20 protein-coding genes are annotated in these 17,421 nt (G+C 54.4%); 14 read left to right on the forward strand and 6 right to left on the reverse strand.

Going from position 1 to position 17,421, the window contains the following annotated elements; genetic code table 11:
- The first annotated feature begins 5 nt into the window (after positions 1-5).
- The 5 genes from rhaB (at position 6) to rhaM (ending at position 5,170) form a co-directional block, all read left to right on the forward strand.
- The gene (rhaB, locus tag OGY19_RS15485) at positions 6-1,475 is read left to right on the forward strand and encodes a rhamnulokinase (RefSeq protein WP_115601204.1); all 1,470 of its coding nucleotides are present in this window, start codon (positions 6-8) and stop codon (positions 1,473-1,475) included.
- Positions 1,472-2,731: an L-rhamnose isomerase gene (gene rhaA / locus OGY19_RS15490; RefSeq protein WP_115601205.1), complete on the forward strand. Its 1,260-nt coding sequence runs from the start codon at positions 1,472-1,474 to the stop codon at positions 2,729-2,731. The genes rhaB and rhaA overlap by 4 nt, the downstream gene beginning before the upstream one ends.
- Positions 2,732-2,874: 143 nt before the next feature.
- Positions 2,875-3,699 carry a rhamnulose-1-phosphate aldolase gene (rhaD, locus tag OGY19_RS15495; RefSeq protein ID WP_086523527.1) on the forward strand — a complete coding sequence of 275 codons (825 nt, stop codon included), beginning with the start codon at positions 2,875-2,877 and terminating at the stop codon, positions 3,697-3,699.
- An 11-nt stretch (positions 3,700-3,710) separates the two neighbouring features.
- Entirely contained in the window at positions 3,711-4,859 is a 1,149-nt protein-coding gene (gene fucO, locus OGY19_RS15500) for a lactaldehyde reductase (protein ID WP_061066960.1), read from the forward strand.
- On the forward strand, positions 4,856-5,170 hold the full coding sequence (rhaM, locus tag OGY19_RS15505; RefSeq protein WP_115601206.1) for an L-rhamnose mutarotase: 315 nt from the start codon (positions 4,856-4,858) through the stop codon (positions 5,168-5,170). Before fucO ends, rhaM begins: the two co-directional genes overlap by 4 nt.
- Before the next feature lie 57 nt (positions 5,171-5,227).
- Here the strand turns inward: rhaM and OGY19_RS15510 are convergent, their stop codons facing one another.
- Positions 5,228-5,776, reverse strand: coding sequence for a helix-turn-helix domain-containing protein (locus tag OGY19_RS15510; protein WP_003028726.1), 549 nt, complete (start codon positions 5,774-5,776; stop codon positions 5,228-5,230).
- 101 nt (positions 5,777-5,877) lie between these two features.
- Here OGY19_RS15510 and OGY19_RS15515 point away from each other — a divergent pair, with 101 nt between their 5' ends.
- Together OGY19_RS15515 and OGY19_RS15520 are read left to right on the forward strand one after the other, a co-directional pair.
- Entirely contained in the window at positions 5,878-6,537 is a 660-nt protein-coding gene (locus OGY19_RS15515) for an AzlC family ABC transporter permease (RefSeq protein ID WP_286596763.1), read from the forward strand.
- Complete coding sequence (locus OGY19_RS15520; protein WP_061066958.1) at positions 6,537-6,860, forward strand: AzlD domain-containing protein; 324 nt, start codon at positions 6,537-6,539, stop codon at positions 6,858-6,860. Before OGY19_RS15515 ends, OGY19_RS15520 begins: the two co-directional genes overlap by 1 nt.
- A 42-nt stretch (positions 6,861-6,902) precedes the next feature.
- On the opposite strand, the gene OGY19_RS15525 is transcribed toward OGY19_RS15520, so the two are convergent.
- Together OGY19_RS15525 and fdhD are read right to left on the reverse strand one after the other, a co-directional pair.
- Positions 6,903-7,115, reverse strand: coding sequence for a YdgH/BhsA/McbA family protein (locus OGY19_RS15525; protein ID WP_003825262.1), 213 nt, complete (start codon positions 7,113-7,115; stop codon positions 6,903-6,905).
- Positions 7,116-7,243: 128 nt separating this feature from the next.
- Positions 7,244-8,044 carry a formate dehydrogenase accessory sulfurtransferase FdhD gene (fdhD, locus tag OGY19_RS15530; protein ID WP_217438277.1) on the reverse strand — a complete coding sequence of 267 codons (801 nt, stop codon included), beginning with the start codon at positions 8,042-8,044 and terminating at the stop codon, positions 7,244-7,246.
- Between the two features lie 230 nt (positions 8,045-8,274).
- Here fdhD and fdnG point away from each other — a divergent pair, with 230 nt between their 5' ends.
- The 4 genes from fdnG to fdhE are packed head-to-tail and all read left to right on the forward strand — an operon-like array spanning position 8,275 to position 13,798.
- Positions 8,275-11,325, forward strand: coding sequence for a formate dehydrogenase-N subunit alpha (fdnG, locus tag OGY19_RS15535; protein WP_086523526.1), 3,051 nt, complete (start codon positions 8,275-8,277; stop codon positions 11,323-11,325).
- Between the two features lie 12 nt (positions 11,326-11,337).
- Positions 11,338-12,240, forward strand: coding sequence for a formate dehydrogenase O subunit beta (fdoH, locus tag OGY19_RS15540; RefSeq protein WP_003028691.1), 903 nt, complete (start codon positions 11,338-11,340; stop codon positions 12,238-12,240).
- Positions 12,237-12,872, forward strand: a complete 636-nt coding sequence (gene fdoI / locus OGY19_RS15545) for a formate dehydrogenase cytochrome b556 subunit (protein WP_043018888.1) — start codon at positions 12,237-12,239, stop codon at positions 12,870-12,872. The genes fdoH and fdoI overlap by 4 nt, the downstream gene beginning before the upstream one ends.
- A complete protein-coding gene (fdhE, locus tag OGY19_RS15550) occupies positions 12,869-13,798 on the forward strand; it encodes a formate dehydrogenase accessory protein FdhE (protein ID WP_115601209.1) in 930 nt (309 codons plus the stop codon). Before fdoI ends, fdhE begins: the two co-directional genes overlap by 4 nt.
- Before the next feature lie 36 nt (positions 13,799-13,834).
- Here fdhE and OGY19_RS15555 read toward each other — a convergent pair whose 3' ends face one another.
- Together OGY19_RS15555 and OGY19_RS15560 are read right to left on the reverse strand one after the other, a co-directional pair.
- Positions 13,835-14,209: a type II toxin-antitoxin system VapC family toxin gene (locus tag OGY19_RS15555; protein WP_005121821.1), complete on the reverse strand. Its 375-nt coding sequence runs from the start codon at positions 14,207-14,209 to the stop codon at positions 13,835-13,837.
- A complete protein-coding gene (locus OGY19_RS15560) occupies positions 14,209-14,451 on the reverse strand; it encodes a ribbon-helix-helix domain-containing protein (RefSeq protein ID WP_005121822.1) in 243 nt (80 codons plus the stop codon). Before OGY19_RS15560 ends, OGY19_RS15555 begins: the two co-directional genes overlap by 1 nt.
- Positions 14,452-14,655: 204 nt before the next feature.
- Here OGY19_RS15560 and OGY19_RS15565 point away from each other — a divergent pair, with 204 nt between their 5' ends.
- The 3 genes from OGY19_RS15565 to OGY19_RS15575 all read left to right on the forward strand — a co-directional run bounded on the left by OGY19_RS15565 (position 14,656) and on the right by OGY19_RS15575 (position 16,425).
- Positions 14,656-15,585 carry an alpha/beta hydrolase gene (locus OGY19_RS15565; RefSeq protein ID WP_115601210.1) on the forward strand — a complete coding sequence of 310 codons (930 nt, stop codon included), beginning with the start codon at positions 14,656-14,658 and terminating at the stop codon, positions 15,583-15,585.
- An 85-nt stretch (positions 15,586-15,670) separates the two neighbouring features.
- Entirely contained in the window at positions 15,671-15,982 is a 312-nt protein-coding gene (locus OGY19_RS15570; protein ID WP_115601211.1) for a type II toxin-antitoxin system HigB family toxin, read from the forward strand.
- Positions 15,979-16,425, forward strand: a complete 447-nt coding sequence (locus tag OGY19_RS15575) for a helix-turn-helix domain-containing protein (RefSeq protein WP_048214030.1) — start codon at positions 15,979-15,981, stop codon at positions 16,423-16,425. Before OGY19_RS15570 ends, OGY19_RS15575 begins: the two co-directional genes overlap by 4 nt.
- A gap of 11 nt (positions 16,426-16,436) precedes the next feature.
- Here OGY19_RS15575 and fabY read toward each other — a convergent pair whose 3' ends face one another.
- The gene (gene fabY, locus OGY19_RS15580) at positions 16,437-17,378 is read right to left on the reverse strand and encodes a fatty acid biosynthesis protein FabY (protein WP_048214031.1); all 942 of its coding nucleotides are present in this window, start codon (positions 17,376-17,378) and stop codon (positions 16,437-16,439) included.
- Between the last annotated feature and the right edge of the window lie 43 nt (positions 17,379-17,421).

The raw sequence follows: 17,421 nt of genomic DNA on the forward strand, positions 1-17,421 counted from the left end.
TCGCTATGACTCTTCGCCATTGTGTCGCTGTTGATCTCGGTGCATCCAGTGGACGCGTAATGCTGGCGCGTTACGACAGTAAACACCGTACCCTGACACTGCGTGAAATCCACCGCTTTGTTAACTGTCTGCAAAAAACAGACGGTTTTGACACCTGGGACATCGACAGCCTGGAAAACGACATTCGTCTGGGGTTGAAGAAAGTCTGCGATCAAGGCATTCGGATCGACAGCATCGGCATTGATACCTGGGGCGTGGATTATGTCCTGATCGATAAAAACGGTCAGCGCGTTGGGTTGCCAGTCTCTTATCGCGATGGCCGCACGAACGGCATTATGTCGCGGGCCATGACGCAGCCAGGTAAAAGTGACATCTATCACCGTAGCGGCATTCAGTTTCTGCCCTTTAATACCCTGTATCAGCTCCGCGCGCTGGTCGAGCAGCAACCGGAACTCATCCCCCAGGTGGCGCATGCCCTGCTGATCCCCGATTACTTCAGCTATCGCCTGACCGGCGAACTGAACTGGGAATACACCAACGCCACCACCACCCAGTTAGTCAATATCAACACCGACGACTGGGACGAAACCCTGCTGGCCTGGAGCGGTGCCGACACAACGTGGTTTGGCCGCCCCACGCATCCGGGGAACGTAATTGGTTACTGGATTTGTCCACAGAAAAATCAAATCCCGGTGGTTGCCGTCGCCAGCCACGACACCGCCAGCGCGGTGATTGCATCACCGCTGGCCGATAAAAATAGTGCCTATCTCTCTTCCGGTACCTGGTCACTGATGGGGTTTGAAAGCCGAACCCCATATGCCAACGATGCGGCACTGGCGGCGAACATCACCAACGAAGGGGGCGCGGAAGGGCGCTACCGCGTGCTGAAAAACATCATGGGGCTGTGGCTACTTCAGCGCGTGTTAAAAGAGCGGCAGATAACCGACCTGCCTGCCCTTATCGCTCAAACCCAGGCGCTGCCAGCCTGCCAGTTTCTGATTAACCCCAACGACGAGCGCTTTATCAATCCTGACGATATGAGTGCGGAAATTCAGGCGGCCTGTCGTGAATCAGGCCAGCCCGTTCCTCAGCAAAACGCCGAACTGGCGCGCTGTATTTTCGACAGTCTGGCGTTGCTGTACGCCGATATCCTGCAGGAACTGGCTGAGCTTCGCGGCGAAGCATTTCACCAACTGCACATCGTCGGCGGTGGGTGCCAGAACGCATTACTCAACCAGCTTTGCGCGGACGCCTGCGGTATTCGCGTCATATCCGGGCCTATTGAGGCCTCCACGCTCGGCAATATTGGCGTCCAGTTGATGACGCTGGACGAGCTTAACAACGTCGATGATTTCCGTCAGGTGGTGCGTGCCAACTACGACCTGACCACCTTCATCCCCAATCCTGAAAGTGAAATTGCCCGCCACAAAGCGCAGTTTCAACCATTACGACAGACAAAGGAGCTTTGCGCATGACCACTCAACTTGAACAAGCCTGGGAACTGGCAAAACTGCGTTTCGCAGCGGTAGGTACTGATGTCGAGGAAGCATTACGCCAGCTCGATCGTCTGCCGGTCTCCATGCACTGCTGGCAGGGCGACGACGTAGCCGGATTCGAAAACCCGGAAGGTTCGCTCACGGGTGGAATTCAGGCAACCGGTAACTATCCGGGCAAAGCGCGTAATGCCAGCGAACTGCGTGCCGATCTGGAGCAGGCGCTGAGCCTGATCCCGGGTCCAAAACGTCTGAATTTGCATGCGATCTATCTGGAGTCTGATACGCCAGTTGCCCGCGACCAAATCAAACCTGAACACTTCAAAAACTGGGTTGAGTGGGCGAAAGCGAACCAGCTAGGGCTGGATTTCAACCCGTCCTGCTTCTCACATCCGCTGAGTGCCGACGGTTTCACGCTGGCCCACGCCGATGACACCATTCGCCAGTTCTGGATTGACCACTGCAAAGCCAGCCGTCGCGTCTCGGCGTATTTTGGCGAGCAGTTGGGTACGCCATCAGTGATGAACATCTGGATCCCGGATGGCATGAAAGACATCACCGTTGATCGTTTAGCGCCGCGCCAGCGTCTGCTGGACGCGCTGGACGAAGTGATCAGCGAGAAACTCGACCCGGCGCACCATATCGATGCCGTCGAGAGCAAACTGTTTGGTATTGGCGCAGAAAGCTACACCGTCGGCTCTAACGAGTTCTATATGGGTTATGCCACCAGCCGCCAGACCGCATTGTGCCTGGATGCAGGTCACTTCCATCCGACGGAAGTCATTTCCGACAAGATCTCCGCCGCCATGCTGTACGTGCCACGCCTGCTGCTGCATGTCAGCCGTCCGGTGCGTTGGGACAGCGATCACGTGGTGCTGCTGGATGATGAAACGCAGGCGATTGCCAGCGAGATCGTGCGCCACAACCTGTTTGACCGCGTACACATCGGCCTCGACTTCTTCGACGCCTCCATCAACCGCATCGCCGCGTGGGTGATCGGCACCCGCAATATGAAAAAAGCGCTGCTGCGCGCGTTGTTAGAACCGACCGGGCAATTGCGTCAGCTTGAAGCCAGCGGCGACTACACCGCACGCCTGGCTCTGCTGGAAGAGCAAAAATCGCTGCCGTGGCAGGCCGTCTGGGAGATGTATTGCCAGCGTCACGACACGCCAGCGGGCAGTCAGTGGCTGGACAGCGTGCGTGCTTATGAAAAAGAGATTTTGAGCAAACGTGGCTAACTGTGACGCCAGGCTTGTAGGCCGGATAAGACGCCCCGCGTCGCCATCCGGCAATAAATGAAACACGATTGCCGGATGGCGCTTCGCTTATCCGGCCTACGTAAGACCCGATAACGTTCGGGCAATAAATGGGAACACCGAACATGCAAAACATTACCACTTCCTGGTTCGTCCAGGGGATGATTAAAGCCACTTCCGATGCCTGGCTGAAAGGTTGGGACGAACGCAACGGCGGCAACCTGACGCTGCGTCTGGATGAGGCAGATATTGCGCCATTTAGCGCCGATTTCCACGAAAAACCACGCTATATCGCGCTGAGTCAGCCGATGCCGCTGCTGGCGAATACGCCGTTTATCGTCACCGGTTCGGGGAAATTTTTCCGCAACGTCCAACTCGACCCGGCCGCAAATCTGGGCGTGGTGAAAATCGATAGCGATGGCGCGGGTTATCACATTCTGTGGGGTCTGACCCACGAAGCCGTACCGACTTCCGAACTGCCCGCCCACTTCCTATCCCACTGCGAGCGCATTAAAGCCACCAATGGCAAAGACCGCGTGATCATGCACTGCCATGCCACCAACCTGATCGCCCTGACCTACGTACTGGAAAACAATACCGCGCTGATGACCCGCAAACTGTGGGAAGGCAGCACCGAGTGTCTGGTGGTGTTCCCGGATGGCGTCGGTATTCTGCCGTGGATGGTGCCAGGTACCGATGAAATCGGTCAGGCCACCGCCGAAGAAATGCAGAAACACTCGCTGGTACTGTGGCCGTTCCACGGCGTGTTCGGCAGCGGACCTACCCTCGACGAAGCGTTCGGTTTGATCGATACCGCAGAGAAGTCCGCTGAGGTTCTGGTCAAGATTTACTCGATGGGCGGTATGAAGCAGACCATTACGCGTGAAGAGCTGATCGCACTTGGCAAACGCTTCGGCGTGACGCCGCTGGCCAGCGCACTGGCATTGTAAGGAGAATAATGATGAGCTTTATGTTGGCACTGCCAAAAATTAGCCTGCATGGCGCCGGCGCGATTGCCGATATGGTGAACCTCGTGGCGAATAAGCAATGGGGCAAAGCGCTGATCGTCACCGATGGTCAACTGGTAAAACTGGGCCTGTTGGATAGCCTGTTTGCGGCGCTGGATGAACATCAGATGTCTTACCACCTGTTTGATGAGGTGTTTCCAAACCCGACGGAAGAGCTGGTGCAGAAAGGTTTCGCGGCGTATCAGGACGCAGAATGTCACTACATTATTGCCTTCGGTGGCGGTAGCCCGATCGATACCGCTAAAGCGGTGAAGATCCTGACCGCCAACCCCGGCCCTTCTACCGCCTATTCCGGCGTAGGCAAGGTAAAAAATGCTGGCGTACCGCTGGTCGCCATCAATACCACCGCCGGAACGGCAGCAGAGATGACCAGTAATGCGGTCATTATCGACTCAGCTCGCAAGGTTAAAGAGGTGATCATCGACCCGAATATCATCCCGGATATCGCCGTGGATGATGCCAGCGTCATGCTGGAAATTCCGGCATCCGTCACCGCCGCAACCGGCATGGACGCCCTGACCCATGCGGTAGAAGCCTATGTTTCCGTTGGCGCGCATCCGCTCACCGACGCTAACGCGCTGGAAGCGATTCGCCTGATCAACCTGTGGCTACCGAAAGCGGTCGACGACGGTCATAACCTCGACGCCCGTGAACAAATGGCGTTTGGTCAGTATCTGGCGGGGATGGCATTTAACAGCGCTGGTCTCGGTCTGGTGCATGCGCTGGCGCACCAGCCGGGCGCAACCCATAATCTGCCACACGGAGTCTGCAACGCCATCCTGCTGCCGGTAATCGAAAACTTTAACCGCCCGAACGCCGTGGCGCGCTTTGCCCGCGTGGCGCAAGCGATGGGCGTCGATACCCGTGACATGAGCGATGAAGCGGCAAGTATGGAGGCCATCAACGCGATTCGTGCACTCAGCAAGCGTGTCGGTATTCCTGCGGGCTTTAGTTCGCTTGGCGTGACGAAAGAAGATATTGAAGGCTGGCTGGATAAAGCGTTGGCCGATCCGTGTGCGCCGTGCAACCCGCGCACCGCCAGCCGCGACGAGGTCCGCGAGCTGTATCTGGAGGCGTTATGATCCGCAAGGCCTTTGTGATGCAGGTGAATGCCGACGCGCACGTTGAGTACCAGCGTCGTCATAACCCCATCTGGCCAGAACTGGAAGCAGTGCTGAAAGAACACGGCGCCCATCACTACGCGATTTATCTCGACGAGGAGCGCAATCTGCTGTTCGCCACCGTTGAGATTGAGTCCGAAGAACGCTGGAATGCCGTTGCCAGCACCGACGTTTGCCAACGTTGGTGGAAGCATATGCGCGACGTAATGCCAGCCAACCCGGACAACAGCCCGGTCAGCGCAGAGTTAAAAGAAGTGTTTTATTTGCAGTAGTCTTCTAGGCCGGATAAGGCGCTAACGCGCCGCATCCGGCACAACGCAACATAACAGTTAGTTCTGCTCAGAAACCAGAATCGCCTGGGTGTCAGGCTCCAGTGCTTTAAAGATATGCGCCTGGTCAGCGGGGTAGCAAATATAGTCGCCCTCGCCTAACTCCTCCGGCGCTTCCGTCAACCCCACCATCGCCTTACCCTGCGTCACGATAATATGCTCAACCGATCCCGGTGGATGCGGTTGTGAAATACGATCTGCGCCCGGTTGTGTCAGCAGCAGATAGATATCCCGCCGCGCGCCCGGTGGGCAGGCTGCCAGTAAAATAGCCTGATAGTGGGCCTGCTCAGCCACGACTTTTGTCCCTTCGCCACGGCGAATCACCTGCGTTTTTTGCTCCTGCGGTTCCAGTAATCGGGCAAAGGGGATATCCAGCGCCACACACAGCGACCACAGCGTTTCCAGGCTAGGATTACCATTTCCCGCTTCCAGCTGCGAGAGTGTCGATTTTGCAATTCCCGCGCGACGGGCAATTTCTGCCAGCGATAAACCGGTGCGCTGACGTTCACGCACCAGACTTTTCGCGATCATACTGATGGGTTGGGTCATTCTCGACTCCATGTTCTTTATATCGAACGAATCGTTCGACTTGTAAATCAAACTGATTGTGTTCATTATAATGGAAACTCGTTCGATATGGCTAAAACGGTATGAAACATTATTTTTCCAGCCTCAAAGACGACACGATTAAAGCGATATTTTTAGTGTGCCTGGCCGTCGGCGTGGTAGGCATGTCCTACGGTTCGCTGGCAATGGCTTACGGCTTCCCGATTTGGGTGCCCTTTGTACTCTCGATTACAGTACTGGCCGGAGCTTCTGAATTTATGTTTATCGGTATTATCGCCAGCGGCGGAAATCCGTTAGCGGCAGCGGCGGCCGGGTTACTGGTGAATGCCCGACATGTACCGTTTGGCGTGACGGTACGCGATCTGGTCGGCATTCGCGCCGCCAGCTTTCTAGGCTGTCATATCATGAACGATGAAAGCGTGGTGTTCGGCCTGTCGCAGAAAACACCGGAACAACGTAAAGCCGCCTACTGGTTATGCGGTCTGGGCGTCGCCATTTTCTGGCCGATTGGCACACTGATCGGCGCCGGTGTCGGCAAGCTGCTCCCGGCACCTGAAACCATTGGTCTGGATGCCGTTTTCCCTGCCATTTTGTTGGCCTTAGTGGTTCCGGCTTTTAAAAACCGCACCACGCTCATCCGTGCCTGTAGCGGGGCCGCATTGTCACTCGCTTCCGTACCTTTCGCACCGGTAGGCTTGCCGGTACTGCTTTCACTGTTTGGCTTACTGACGAGGAAAAAATAATGGGCAACATGACGCTGTTTATCGTCGGTATCGCCGTGTTATCTCTGGGAACCTATTTAATGCGTTTAGGAGGAGCAAAACTGGGAGGCCGTTTAGCCTTTTCTGAACGTTCACAGGCGTTGCTTTCTGATGCTGCAACGGTGCTACTGTTTTCCGTTGCGCTGGCAACCACCTTTTACGAAGGCGAACACTTTGCCGGCATGGCGCGCGTGCTGGGCGTGGCTTTTGCGGTGTTTCTCGCCTGGCGTAAGACGCCATTGATTGTGGTGATTATCGCTGCAGCAGTGGTAACCGCACTGCTGAGAATGGCGGGTATAAACTAAAAAAGCGCCCCAAGGGCGCTCTTTCGACAATACTAAGGTCTCTTATTTCAGCAGTTCAGCAGTCATGTGCACGCGGTTACCGGTGTATGCCTGAGTGATTTTGTAATCGCTGGCACCTGCGCGTTCAGCCTGAGCGGCAATTTTTGCTTCAGCGCTTTCCAGCGTAGAACCGGTTGCGGTAACTGTCTGAGCAGCGAAAGAACCGAAAGACGTAGCCAGAGCGATAACTGCGACAAAAGTTTTGATGCTTTTCATGATATAAACCCTTTCACTTAGTTGTTTGAGTAAGGCAACGTGCCTTGATGTGATAAATAGTAGCCTTCATATCACGCAACTAAAAGCGGAAGGATTTGCCTATCTTATTCAAATTAACTGAACACTTATTACTCAGCGATCAACCGCTGCGGATGGGTGTAGATCGTCGCCCTGCCCGGTTTGCAAAAACCCACCAGCGTCAGGTTACAACGTTCGGCAACTTCTACGGCAAGCGTTGTCGCGGCTGAGACAGCAAACAGGATCTCCACGCCACACATCGCCGACTTTTGCACCATCTCGTAGCTGGCGCGGCTGGAGACTAATACTGCGCCCGCCCGCCAGGCTTCCCCTTCGATAGCACGTCGTCCCAGCAGTTTATCCAGCGCCACATGACGCCCGACATCTTCATGTCCACCCGCCAGATGGCCTGACGGCTGTACCCAGGCAGCCGCGTGCGTGCAGCCTGTCAGTTGCCCCACGGGCTGGAAATCAGGGAGATGCCTTAAGGCGTTATCGAGATGTGCCAGATCGAATGTCTGGGTAAACGGCAGAGGCTGGACCGGCTTGCCAATGTCATTGAGTTGTTCAACGCCGCAAACGCCACAACCGGTACGACCGGCCAGTGCACGACGTCGCTCCTTCAGCCCCATAAATCGACGACTGGACAGCTCAACCTGCACTTCTAATCCGTTACAGGAAGGAACCACTTCCATGGCGTAGATATCCTGCGGGCGCTCAATAATGCCTTCAGAAAGTGAAAAGCCCAGCGCAAAGTGCTCAAGATCTTTCGGTGACGCCATCATCACCACGTGCGAAATCCCGTTGTAAACCAGCGCAACCGGCACTTCTTCAGCGACCTCATCTGGCTGAGGATGTTGCAAATCCTCGCGTTTCCAGAGAGTCAACTGACGCGATCCTGCACAATTCATCACATTTTTGACTTCTTCTTGATGGATTTTATTCACTTTCTTTTAACCATATTGGAACACACATACCAACATTGTGGTATTCTTTACAAACCCCTCCTGGACGGAGGGAAATTCACCCAATTCTGGACCTTTGCGGTCCCGTCCGCAAAGAAAAATAACAACCACTTCCCTCGCGCTCGAGTAACGGAAAAGTGAAGGGAACGTGACAATGTCGAAACAAGGAGCGAACCATGCAGGTCAGCAGAAGGCAGTTCTTTAAGATCTGCGCTGGCGGTATGGCAGGCACCACGGCAGCGGCACTGGGTTTTGCACCCGGCGTAGCGCTCGCGGAAACACGGCAATATAAACTGCTGCGCACCCGCGAAACCCGTAACACCTGCACTTACTGTTCCGTTGGCTGTGGACTGTTAATGTACAGTCTCGGTGACGGAGCAAAAAACGCCAAAGCATCCATCTTCCATATCGAAGGGGACCCGGATCACCCGGTGAACCGTGGCGCGCTGTGCCCGAAAGGGGCAGGACTTGTGGACTTCATCCACTCCGAAAGCCGCCTGAAATTCCCGGAATACCGCGCACCAGGCTCTGATAAGTGGCAACAGATTAGCTGGGATGAGGCATTTGACCGCATCGCTAAGCTGATGAAAGAAGACCGCGACGCAAACTACGTTGCACAAAACGCCGAAGGCGTAACCGTTAACCGCTGGCTTTCCACCGGGATGCTGTGTGCTTCCGCTTCCAGTAACGAAACCGGCTATTTAACGCAAAAATTCTCCCGCGCGCTCGGTATGCTCGCGGTCGACAACCAGGCACGCGTCTGACACGGACCAACGGTAGCAAGTCTTGCTCCAACATTTGGTCGCGGTGCGATGACCAACCACTGGGTCGACATTAAAAACGCCAACCTCGTTGTGGTGATGGGCGGTAACGCCGCTGAAGCTCACCCGGTCGGGTTCCGCTGGGCGATGGAAGCCAAAATACACAACGGCGCGAAGCTGATTGTTATCGATCCTCGCTTTACGCGAACCGCAGCGGTAGCTGATTTCTATGCGCCGATTCGTTCCGGTACTGACATTGCCTTCTTGTCAGGCGTCTTGTTGTACCTGCTGAACAACGAAAAATTCAACCGCGAATACACTGAGGCCTATACCAACGCCAGCCTGATCGTGCGTGAGGATTACGGTTTCGAAGATGGCCTGTTCACTGGCTACGACGCGGACAAACGCAAGTATGACAAAACCAGTTGGAACTACGAGCTGGATGAAAAAGGCTTCGCCAAACGCGATGTCACCCTGCAACACCCGCGCTGCGTGTGGAACCTGCTGAAACAGCACGTTTCCCGCTACACGCCGGATGTCGTAGAAAACATCTGCGGTACGCCAAAGGCTGATTTCCTGAAAGTGTGCGAATACATCGCAGAAACCAGCGTCAAAGACAAAACCGCGTCGTTCCTGTATGCACTCGGCTGGACGCAGCACTCAGTTGGTGCGCAAAACATCCGTACCATGGCGATGATCCAGTTGCTGCTTGGCAACATGGGGATGGCCGGCGGCGGCGTTAACGCCCTGCGCGGTCACTCCAACATTCAGGGTCTGACCGACTTAGGCCTGCTGTCACAAAGCCTGCCGGGCTATATGACCCTGCCCAGCGAGAAACAAACTGACCTGCAAACCTACCTTGCCGCCAACACGCCAAAACCGTTGCTGGAAGGTCAGGTGAACTACTGGGGCAACTACCCGAAATTCTTCGTTTCGATGATGAAAGCCTTCTTTGGCGATAAAGCGACAGCGGAAAACAGCTGGGGCTTCGACTTGCTGCCGAAGTGGGATAAAGGGTACGACGTGCTGCAGTACTTCGAGATGATGAACCAGGGCAAAGTGAATGGCTATATCTGCCAGGGCTTTAACCCGGTCGCGTCATTCCCGAATAAAAACAAGGTCGTGGCTTCACTGTCCAAACTGAAATTCCTGGTCACCATCGACCCGCTCAACACCGAAACGTCTACCTTCTGGCAGAACCACGGTGAGTCGAACGATGTTGACCCGTCGAAAATCCAGACCGAAGTATTCCGTCTGCCGTCCACCTGCTTCGCCGAAGAGAACGGTTCTATCGTTAACTCCGGTCGTTGGTTGCAGTGGCACTGGAAAGGCGCAGACGCCCCGGGGATTGCCGTTACCGATGGTGAAATCCTCGCCGGTATCTTCCTGCGCATGCGCAAGATGTATGCCGAGCAGGGTGGCGCGAACCCGGAACAGGTGCTGAGCATGACCTGGAACTACTCCACACCACACGAACCGGCTTCGGAAGAAGTGGCGATGGAGAGCAACGGTAAAGCGCTGGCCGACATTACCGACCCGGCAACGGGCGCGGTTATCGTCAAGAAAGGCCAACAGCTTAGTTCGTTCGCCCAACTGCGTGACGACGGCACGACCTCCAGCGGCTGTTGGATTTTTGCCGGTAGCTGGACGCCGGAAGGCAACCAGATGGCACGTCGCGATAACGCCGACCCATCAGGCCTTGGCAACACGCTGGGCTGGGCATGGGCGTGGCCGCTCAACCGACGCATTCTGTATAACCGCGCCTCCGCTGACCCGCAGGGGAATCCGTGGGATCCAAAACGTCAGATCCTGAAATGGGATGGGGCGAAATGGAGCGGGATGGATATTCCGGACTACAGCGCCGCCGCACCGGGCAGTAACGTTGGGCCGTTCATCATGCAGCCGGAAGGGATGGGACGTCTGTTTGCTATCGATAAGATGGCGGAAGGTCCGTTCCCGGAACACTACGAGCCGTTTGAAACGCCGCTGGGTACTAACCCGCTGCACCCGAACGTTATCTCTAACCCTGCCGCGCGCATCTTTAAAGGTGACGCGGAAGCACTGGGTAAAGCAGATAAATTCCCGTACGTCGGTACGACCTATCGTCTGACCGAGCACTTCCACTACTGGACCAAGCATGCGCTGCTCAATGCCATCGCACAGCCGGAACAGTTTGTGGAAATTGGCGAGAAGCTGGCGAATAAGCTCGGTATCTCTCATGGCGATACCGTCAAAGTCTCCTCTAACCGCGGCTACATTAAAGCCAAAGCAGTGGTGACTAAACGTATTCGCACGCTGAAGGCCAACGGTCAGGATATCGACACCATCGGTATTCCGATTCACTGGGGCTACGAAGGTGTGGCGAAAAAAGGCTTTATCGCTAACACGTTAACGCCATTCGTCGGTGATGCGAACACGCAGACGCCGGAATTTAAGTCCTTCCTCGTGAACGTGGAAAAGGTGTAACGGAGACGACCTATGGCTTATCAATCGCAAGACATCATTCGTCGTTCCGCCACTAACGGTTTCACCCCCGCGCCTCAGGCGCGGGACCATCAGGAAGAGGTGGCGAAGCTTATCGACGTCACCACCTGTATCGGCTGTAAAGCGTGTCAGGTGGCGTGTTCTGAATGGAACGACATCCGTGATGAAGTGGGCAACAACGTTGGGGTGTACGACAACCCGGCTGATTTGACCGCCAAATCCTGGACGGTAATGCGCTTCTCGGAAGTGGAACAAAACGACAAACTGGAGTGGCTTATCCGCAAGGATGGCTGTATGCACTGCGCCGATCCGGGCTGCCTGAAGGCGTGTCCGGCTGAAGGCGCAATCATTCAGTATGCCAACGGTATCGTCGACTTCCAGTCCGAGCAGTGCATCGGCTGTGGCTACTGCATCGCGGGCTGCCCGTTCGACGTACCGCGCCTCAATCCGGAAGACAACCGCGTCTACAAATGTACGCTGTGCGTTGACCGTGTTGTGGTCGGGCAAGAACCGGCCTGCGTGAAGACCTGCCCAACAGGCGCCATTCATTTCGGCACCAAAGAGTCGATGAAAACGCTGGCAGGCGAGCGTGTGGCGGAGCTGAAAACGCGTGGTTACGAAAACGCGGGTCTGTACGATCCAGCAGGCGTTGGCGGTACTCACGTCATGTACGTATTGCACCATGCTGACAAGCCGAATCTGTATCACGGCCTGCCGGAGAACCCGGAAATCAGCGCCACCGTGAAATTCTGGAAAGGCATCTGGAAACCTCTCGCAGCCGTCGGCTTTGCAGCGACATTTGCGGCCAGTATCTTCCATTACGTCGGTGTAGGCCCGAACCGCGCGGAAGAGGAAGAAGACAACCTGCATGAAGAAAAAGACGAGGTGCGCAAATGAAACGACGTGACACCATCGTGCGCTACACGGCGCCGGAACGCATCAACCACTGGGTAACCGCCTTCTGCTTCATTCTGGCGGCAGTGAGCGGGATGGGCTTTCTCTTCCCGTCTTTTAACTGGCTGATGCACATCATGGGCACTCCGCAACTGGCGCGAATTGTGCACCCGTTTGTCGGCGTTGTCATGTTTGCCTCGTTTATCATCATGTTTTTCCGTTACTGGCACCACAATCTAATCAATCGGGATGATATCTTTTGGGCGAAGAATATTCGTAAGATTGTCGTCAACGAGGAAGTAGGTGACACGGGACGTTATAACTTCGGCCAGAAATGCGTATTCTGGGCGGCGATTATCTTCCTGGTCCTGTTGCTGGTGAGCGGAGTGGTCATCTGGCGTCCGTATTTTGCACCTGCTTTCTCAATCCCGGTGATCCGATTCGCGTTAATGCTGCATTCATTTGCCGCAGTAGCGTTAATTGTGGTTATCATGGTGCACATTTACGCCGCCCTTTGGGTGAAAGGCACCATTACCGCGATGGTGGAAGGATGGGTTACCAGTTCATGGGCGAAGAAACATCACCCGCGCTGGTACCGTGAAGTCCGCCAGAAACAGGAAAAGTCATCTGAATGAGTATTCGCATAATCCCGCAAGATGAGCTGGAGAAGAGCGAGAAACGCACGGCGGATATGATTCCGCCGTTATTATTCCCCAGACTCAAAAATTTGTATAACCGCCGCGCTGAGCGCCTGCGCGAGCTGGCCGAGAACAACCCGCTGGGCGACTACCTGCGCTTTGCCGCGCTGATCGCCCACGCGCAGGAAGTGGTGCTGTACGACCATCCGCTGCAGATGGATCTGACCGCGCGCATCAAAGAAGCGAACGATCAGGGCAAACCGCCGCTGGATATCCACGTCCTGCCACGCGACAAGCACTGGCAAAAGCTGCTGCAGTCGTTGATTGCTGAGCTGAAGCCAGAGATGAGCGGTCCGGCGCTCGCCGTGATCGAGAACCTGGAAAAAGCCTCAGAGCAGGAGCTGGAGCTGATGGCCAGCGCGCTGTTTGCCTCTGATTTTGCCTCCGTCAGCAGCGACAAAGCACCGTTCATTTGGGCTGCCCTGTCGCTCTACTGGGCGCAGATGGCAAGCCTGATCCCCGGAAAAGCCCGTGCGGAATACGGTGAACAGCGTCAGTACTGCCCGGTGTGTGGTTCAATGCCGGTCTCCAGCATGGTGCAAATCGGTACCACCCAGGGTCTGCGTTATCTGCACTGCAACCTGTGCGAAACCGAGTGGCACGTGGTGCGCGTGAAGTGCAGCAACTGCGAGCAGAGCCGTGATTTGAACTACTGGTCACTGGATAACAAACAGGCGGCAATCAAAGCTGAAAGCTGCGGCGACTGCGGGACTTACCTGAAGATTCTCTATCAGGAAAAAGACCCGAAAGTCGAAGCCGTGGCCGACGATCTCGCTTCACTGATGCTGGACGCGCACATGGAGCAGGAGGGCTTTGCCCGCAGTTCCATCAACCCGTTCCTGTTCCCGGGTGAAGGGGAGTAAGGTCTTCACACTACCGGGCGGCGTAGGTCGCCCGGGTTATAATGTATACGGTGTGACCACACCGGATAGGCCTGCAAAATCCTTAGTATTTCGCGTAACCAGCGTAAGACGATGAATCTGTGCTGTTGCCAGAATAATGGCATCCGGCAATTTCATCCCATATTCCTGCCTGATACTCACGCTTCGTTCAGCAATATCCTGTGAAACACCGATCACGTTAAAAGCGCTCAACGCAACGCGTGTGCAGGATTCCTGATGGTATTTCTTTGCCCCAACCATCACTTCCATCCAAGTGATAAGGCTGATCGCATTCTGCGGCGGCCATGTTTCTATCGCTTGCTTTGCTTCACTCCGTCCACTAAACAGGTCGATGAGGATGTTGGTATCAAAAAGCGCGGATCCTTTGACCATTACCATTCCTCACGAAGTTTGCGTTGGTACTCAACGCCATCTTCTTCACAACCTTTCCAGAGTCCGAGAGCGCTGGAAATAGTCGTTTCAGCCTGTTCCTGCCTTTCCAGATACTGCTCAACGGCCTCCCGCAAGAGTTCAGCTCGCGGCAGGTTACGCTGCACCTTGAGGTCATCAAGACGTTTAATCACTTCGTCTGATAAATCGAGTAAAATTCTGCCCATATCCATCCCAGCCATCATACTCACATATACCTCCAGTATATCATCAGCGATTAATTTCCATACAACATACACCTGGAAAAAGCGGGAAAATAGCTTTTACGTGAACGATTTTTACTTTTGCGAGCCGCTTTCCAGAATCATAACGCCCCTTTTTTTCCCATTTTCATTTGTGAGTATCCAGGTTATAAACCTGTATATCCATACAGATAAGAGTATTTAAAAATGGCACTGGAAAGCGGGATTGCGCAGTTAGTTGAGGCATTTATCGCGGCGGGACGCCCTTCTTCCCGCGAACAGAATATTGATGACCGGAGAGCTGGCTATATTGCCAGTACGGCGCTGGCCGGAGAAACTGAAACCCGCGTACAGGTTGAAGATATTGAACTCGATACCATGACGTTTCGCGTTGTTTCGCCTCTTAACTCTGCGGGAACGCTGCCCTGCGTCATTTACTATCATGGCGGATGTTTTGTCAGCGGTGGGTTTGCTACGCATGATAACCAACTAAGGCAGCTCGCCTGGTTCAGCGGCTGTAGGGTCATTGCAGTACAGTACCGCCTTGCGCCAGAGCATACTTTCCCGGCAGCACATAACGATGCTGAAACCGGGGCCAATATCATCTGGAAATATGCCCAGAAACTGGGAGTCGATCGCGAGCGCATAACCCTTGCTGGCGACAGCGCGGGCGGGCACCTGGCGCTGGTCACCGCACTACGCCTGAAAGCGGCCAGGCAATGGCAACCTGCACAGCTTATGCTGATCTACCCGATGCTGGACGCAACCGCCAGGTTTGCGAGCTATGACCATAATGGACAGGATTACATTATCACCCGCGACACGCTGCTTTCGGGCTACGAGATGTATATGCTGAACACCGATCCATTGCATCCAGAAGTCAGCCCACTCTGGCGTGAAGACTTCAACGGCTTGCCGCCCACGCACATCATTACCGCTGAATTTGACCCACTGTGCGATGAAGGAGAGGCTCTGTTTCACCAGCTCCAGAAGCAAGGTGTGGACTGCACCTGTCAGCGCTATCCCGGCGTTATCCACGGATTTTTTCAGTTAGGAGGCGTAAGCCAGACAGCGCGAAACGCAATGCGCGACGTGGCCTGGCGTGTTAAAAGCCCATCAGCGGAGATAATTTCTTAATATTCAATGTTGTTTTCAACTTGAAAACATGATGGCATTGCGTTAGATTGTTTTCAGGTTGAAAACTATGTAATGGAACTACATCGTGCATGTTATCAGCCGAAAACCATTCAATGAGGGTATGCTCATGTATCCAAACCATGGGCTTGCTCTCTCTGAGTTGCTGAATGTTTTGGAGAAAAAAACATTCCATCACCCTGAAGAGATGAAACAGTATATTCCTTCTCTTGATAATTTTAAGTACAGGAATAAATGGTGGGTAATTGATGTTTCTGGTAACAACCTGAGACTCATTGCCTACATAGATTTCAGGTTACATAAGGTATTTGTGAAGCATATCGTTCTCCACGCCGAATATGACAAACTGACAGAATATTATCGGGGCCATAAAGAATGAGATCTCATCGTCATATGGACGCAGCCAGCGCAAAAAAGATCGTTGATACCTTCAGTTGTGCTGTAAAAACGATCCCTCTTTTGGGGGAAGAACGCAATGAAACGGAGTATCGAAGGGCACTAGCGCTAGTAGAGTTTCTGGTTGACCACGACGATCTTGAAAACCCACTATTTGAATTACTTAGTGCCCGAATCAGTGAATACGAAAAACATGCACCAGAATTCAGAGCGCTCAATCAACACCTGAAACAAATTCCCCCTGGCGTTTCCGTATTGCGTACGCTCATGGATCAGTACGGATTAAAAGCCACCGACCTCGCCAACGAGCTTGGTTCTAAATCGAACGTCAGCAACATCCTAAATGGCCGTAGAGCACTGACTGTAAGCCATATTAAAGCGCTTGCAGAACGCTTTAAACTTCCTGCAGATGCATTTATCGAGTAGAGGGTATCCCCCTACTCTTCCTCGTTACCGCCCTCTTCATATGCGCCAAACGGTTTTGCGGGTAGCACAATGTAAGTACCTTCAAACACGACGCCCGCCGTGTCATCGCCAAATACCCCGACCTGCATCTGCACGCGCGCCTTGCGGCCTCTTGCCAGACGATCAAGATCACCGCTCAGCGAGCCCAGATCGGCAATAGCAGTTGGTTTCCCGGTGATTGGCCTGCTGTATCGGATATGCGCGTCGGCCAGGATTATTGTCCCACCCAGATGACGCTCACGCAGCATCAGCCAGATAAGTCCCCAGCCCGTTAGCGTCGCCAGTGAAAACAGGCTTCCGGCAAACAGTGTGTGGTGCGGATTCTGATTGCCCGTCTCGGGCATCGTGGTAATAAATTTCTGCCCGGTGTACTGCTGAATACGCACGCCCATTTTCTCACTCAACGGAATATGTTCGTACCAGGCTTGCTGTAGCTGTCCGCACCAGTCCCCGCGATGGAGAATATCGTCCAGCGTCGCAATGGGCTTAATCATCAAAAAGTGGCGCACCGGCGTGGTTTGCGGTGTGGTAATTTCCCCCTGGCTCACAAAACCGAGCTTGGCGAAAAATTCGACCGCATCTTCACGGGCGCTACAGGTGACGCGCTTTACCCCTTCCTGACGTGCCACAGACTCCAGAGTCATCGCCATCAGCGTGCCCAACCCTTTCTCTTGCACGGAGGGGTCTACGGCCATAAAACGTATGGAGGCTTCGTTATCCGCATTGATATACAAACGCCCTACCGCAACCAGATTCCCCTCTTCGTCCACCACCATCTGGTGATGCGCCATCGCGTCCCAGGCATCCCGTTCGGAGCCTTTTGGCTGGTGCAAAGGTTTACGCAGCATCTCCCAGCGAAACTGGTAGTAGCGCTCCAATTCTTCTTCTGTTTGCGGTACTCGAAGGTGATACATAGTTGTATTCTCTCTTGTTACCCGCGACCACGCCGGAAGCTGG

This window comes from Citrobacter sp. Cy070, from assembly GCF_030332245.1.
Lineage (GTDB): Bacteria > Pseudomonadota > Gammaproteobacteria > Enterobacterales > Enterobacteriaceae > Citrobacter > Citrobacter youngae.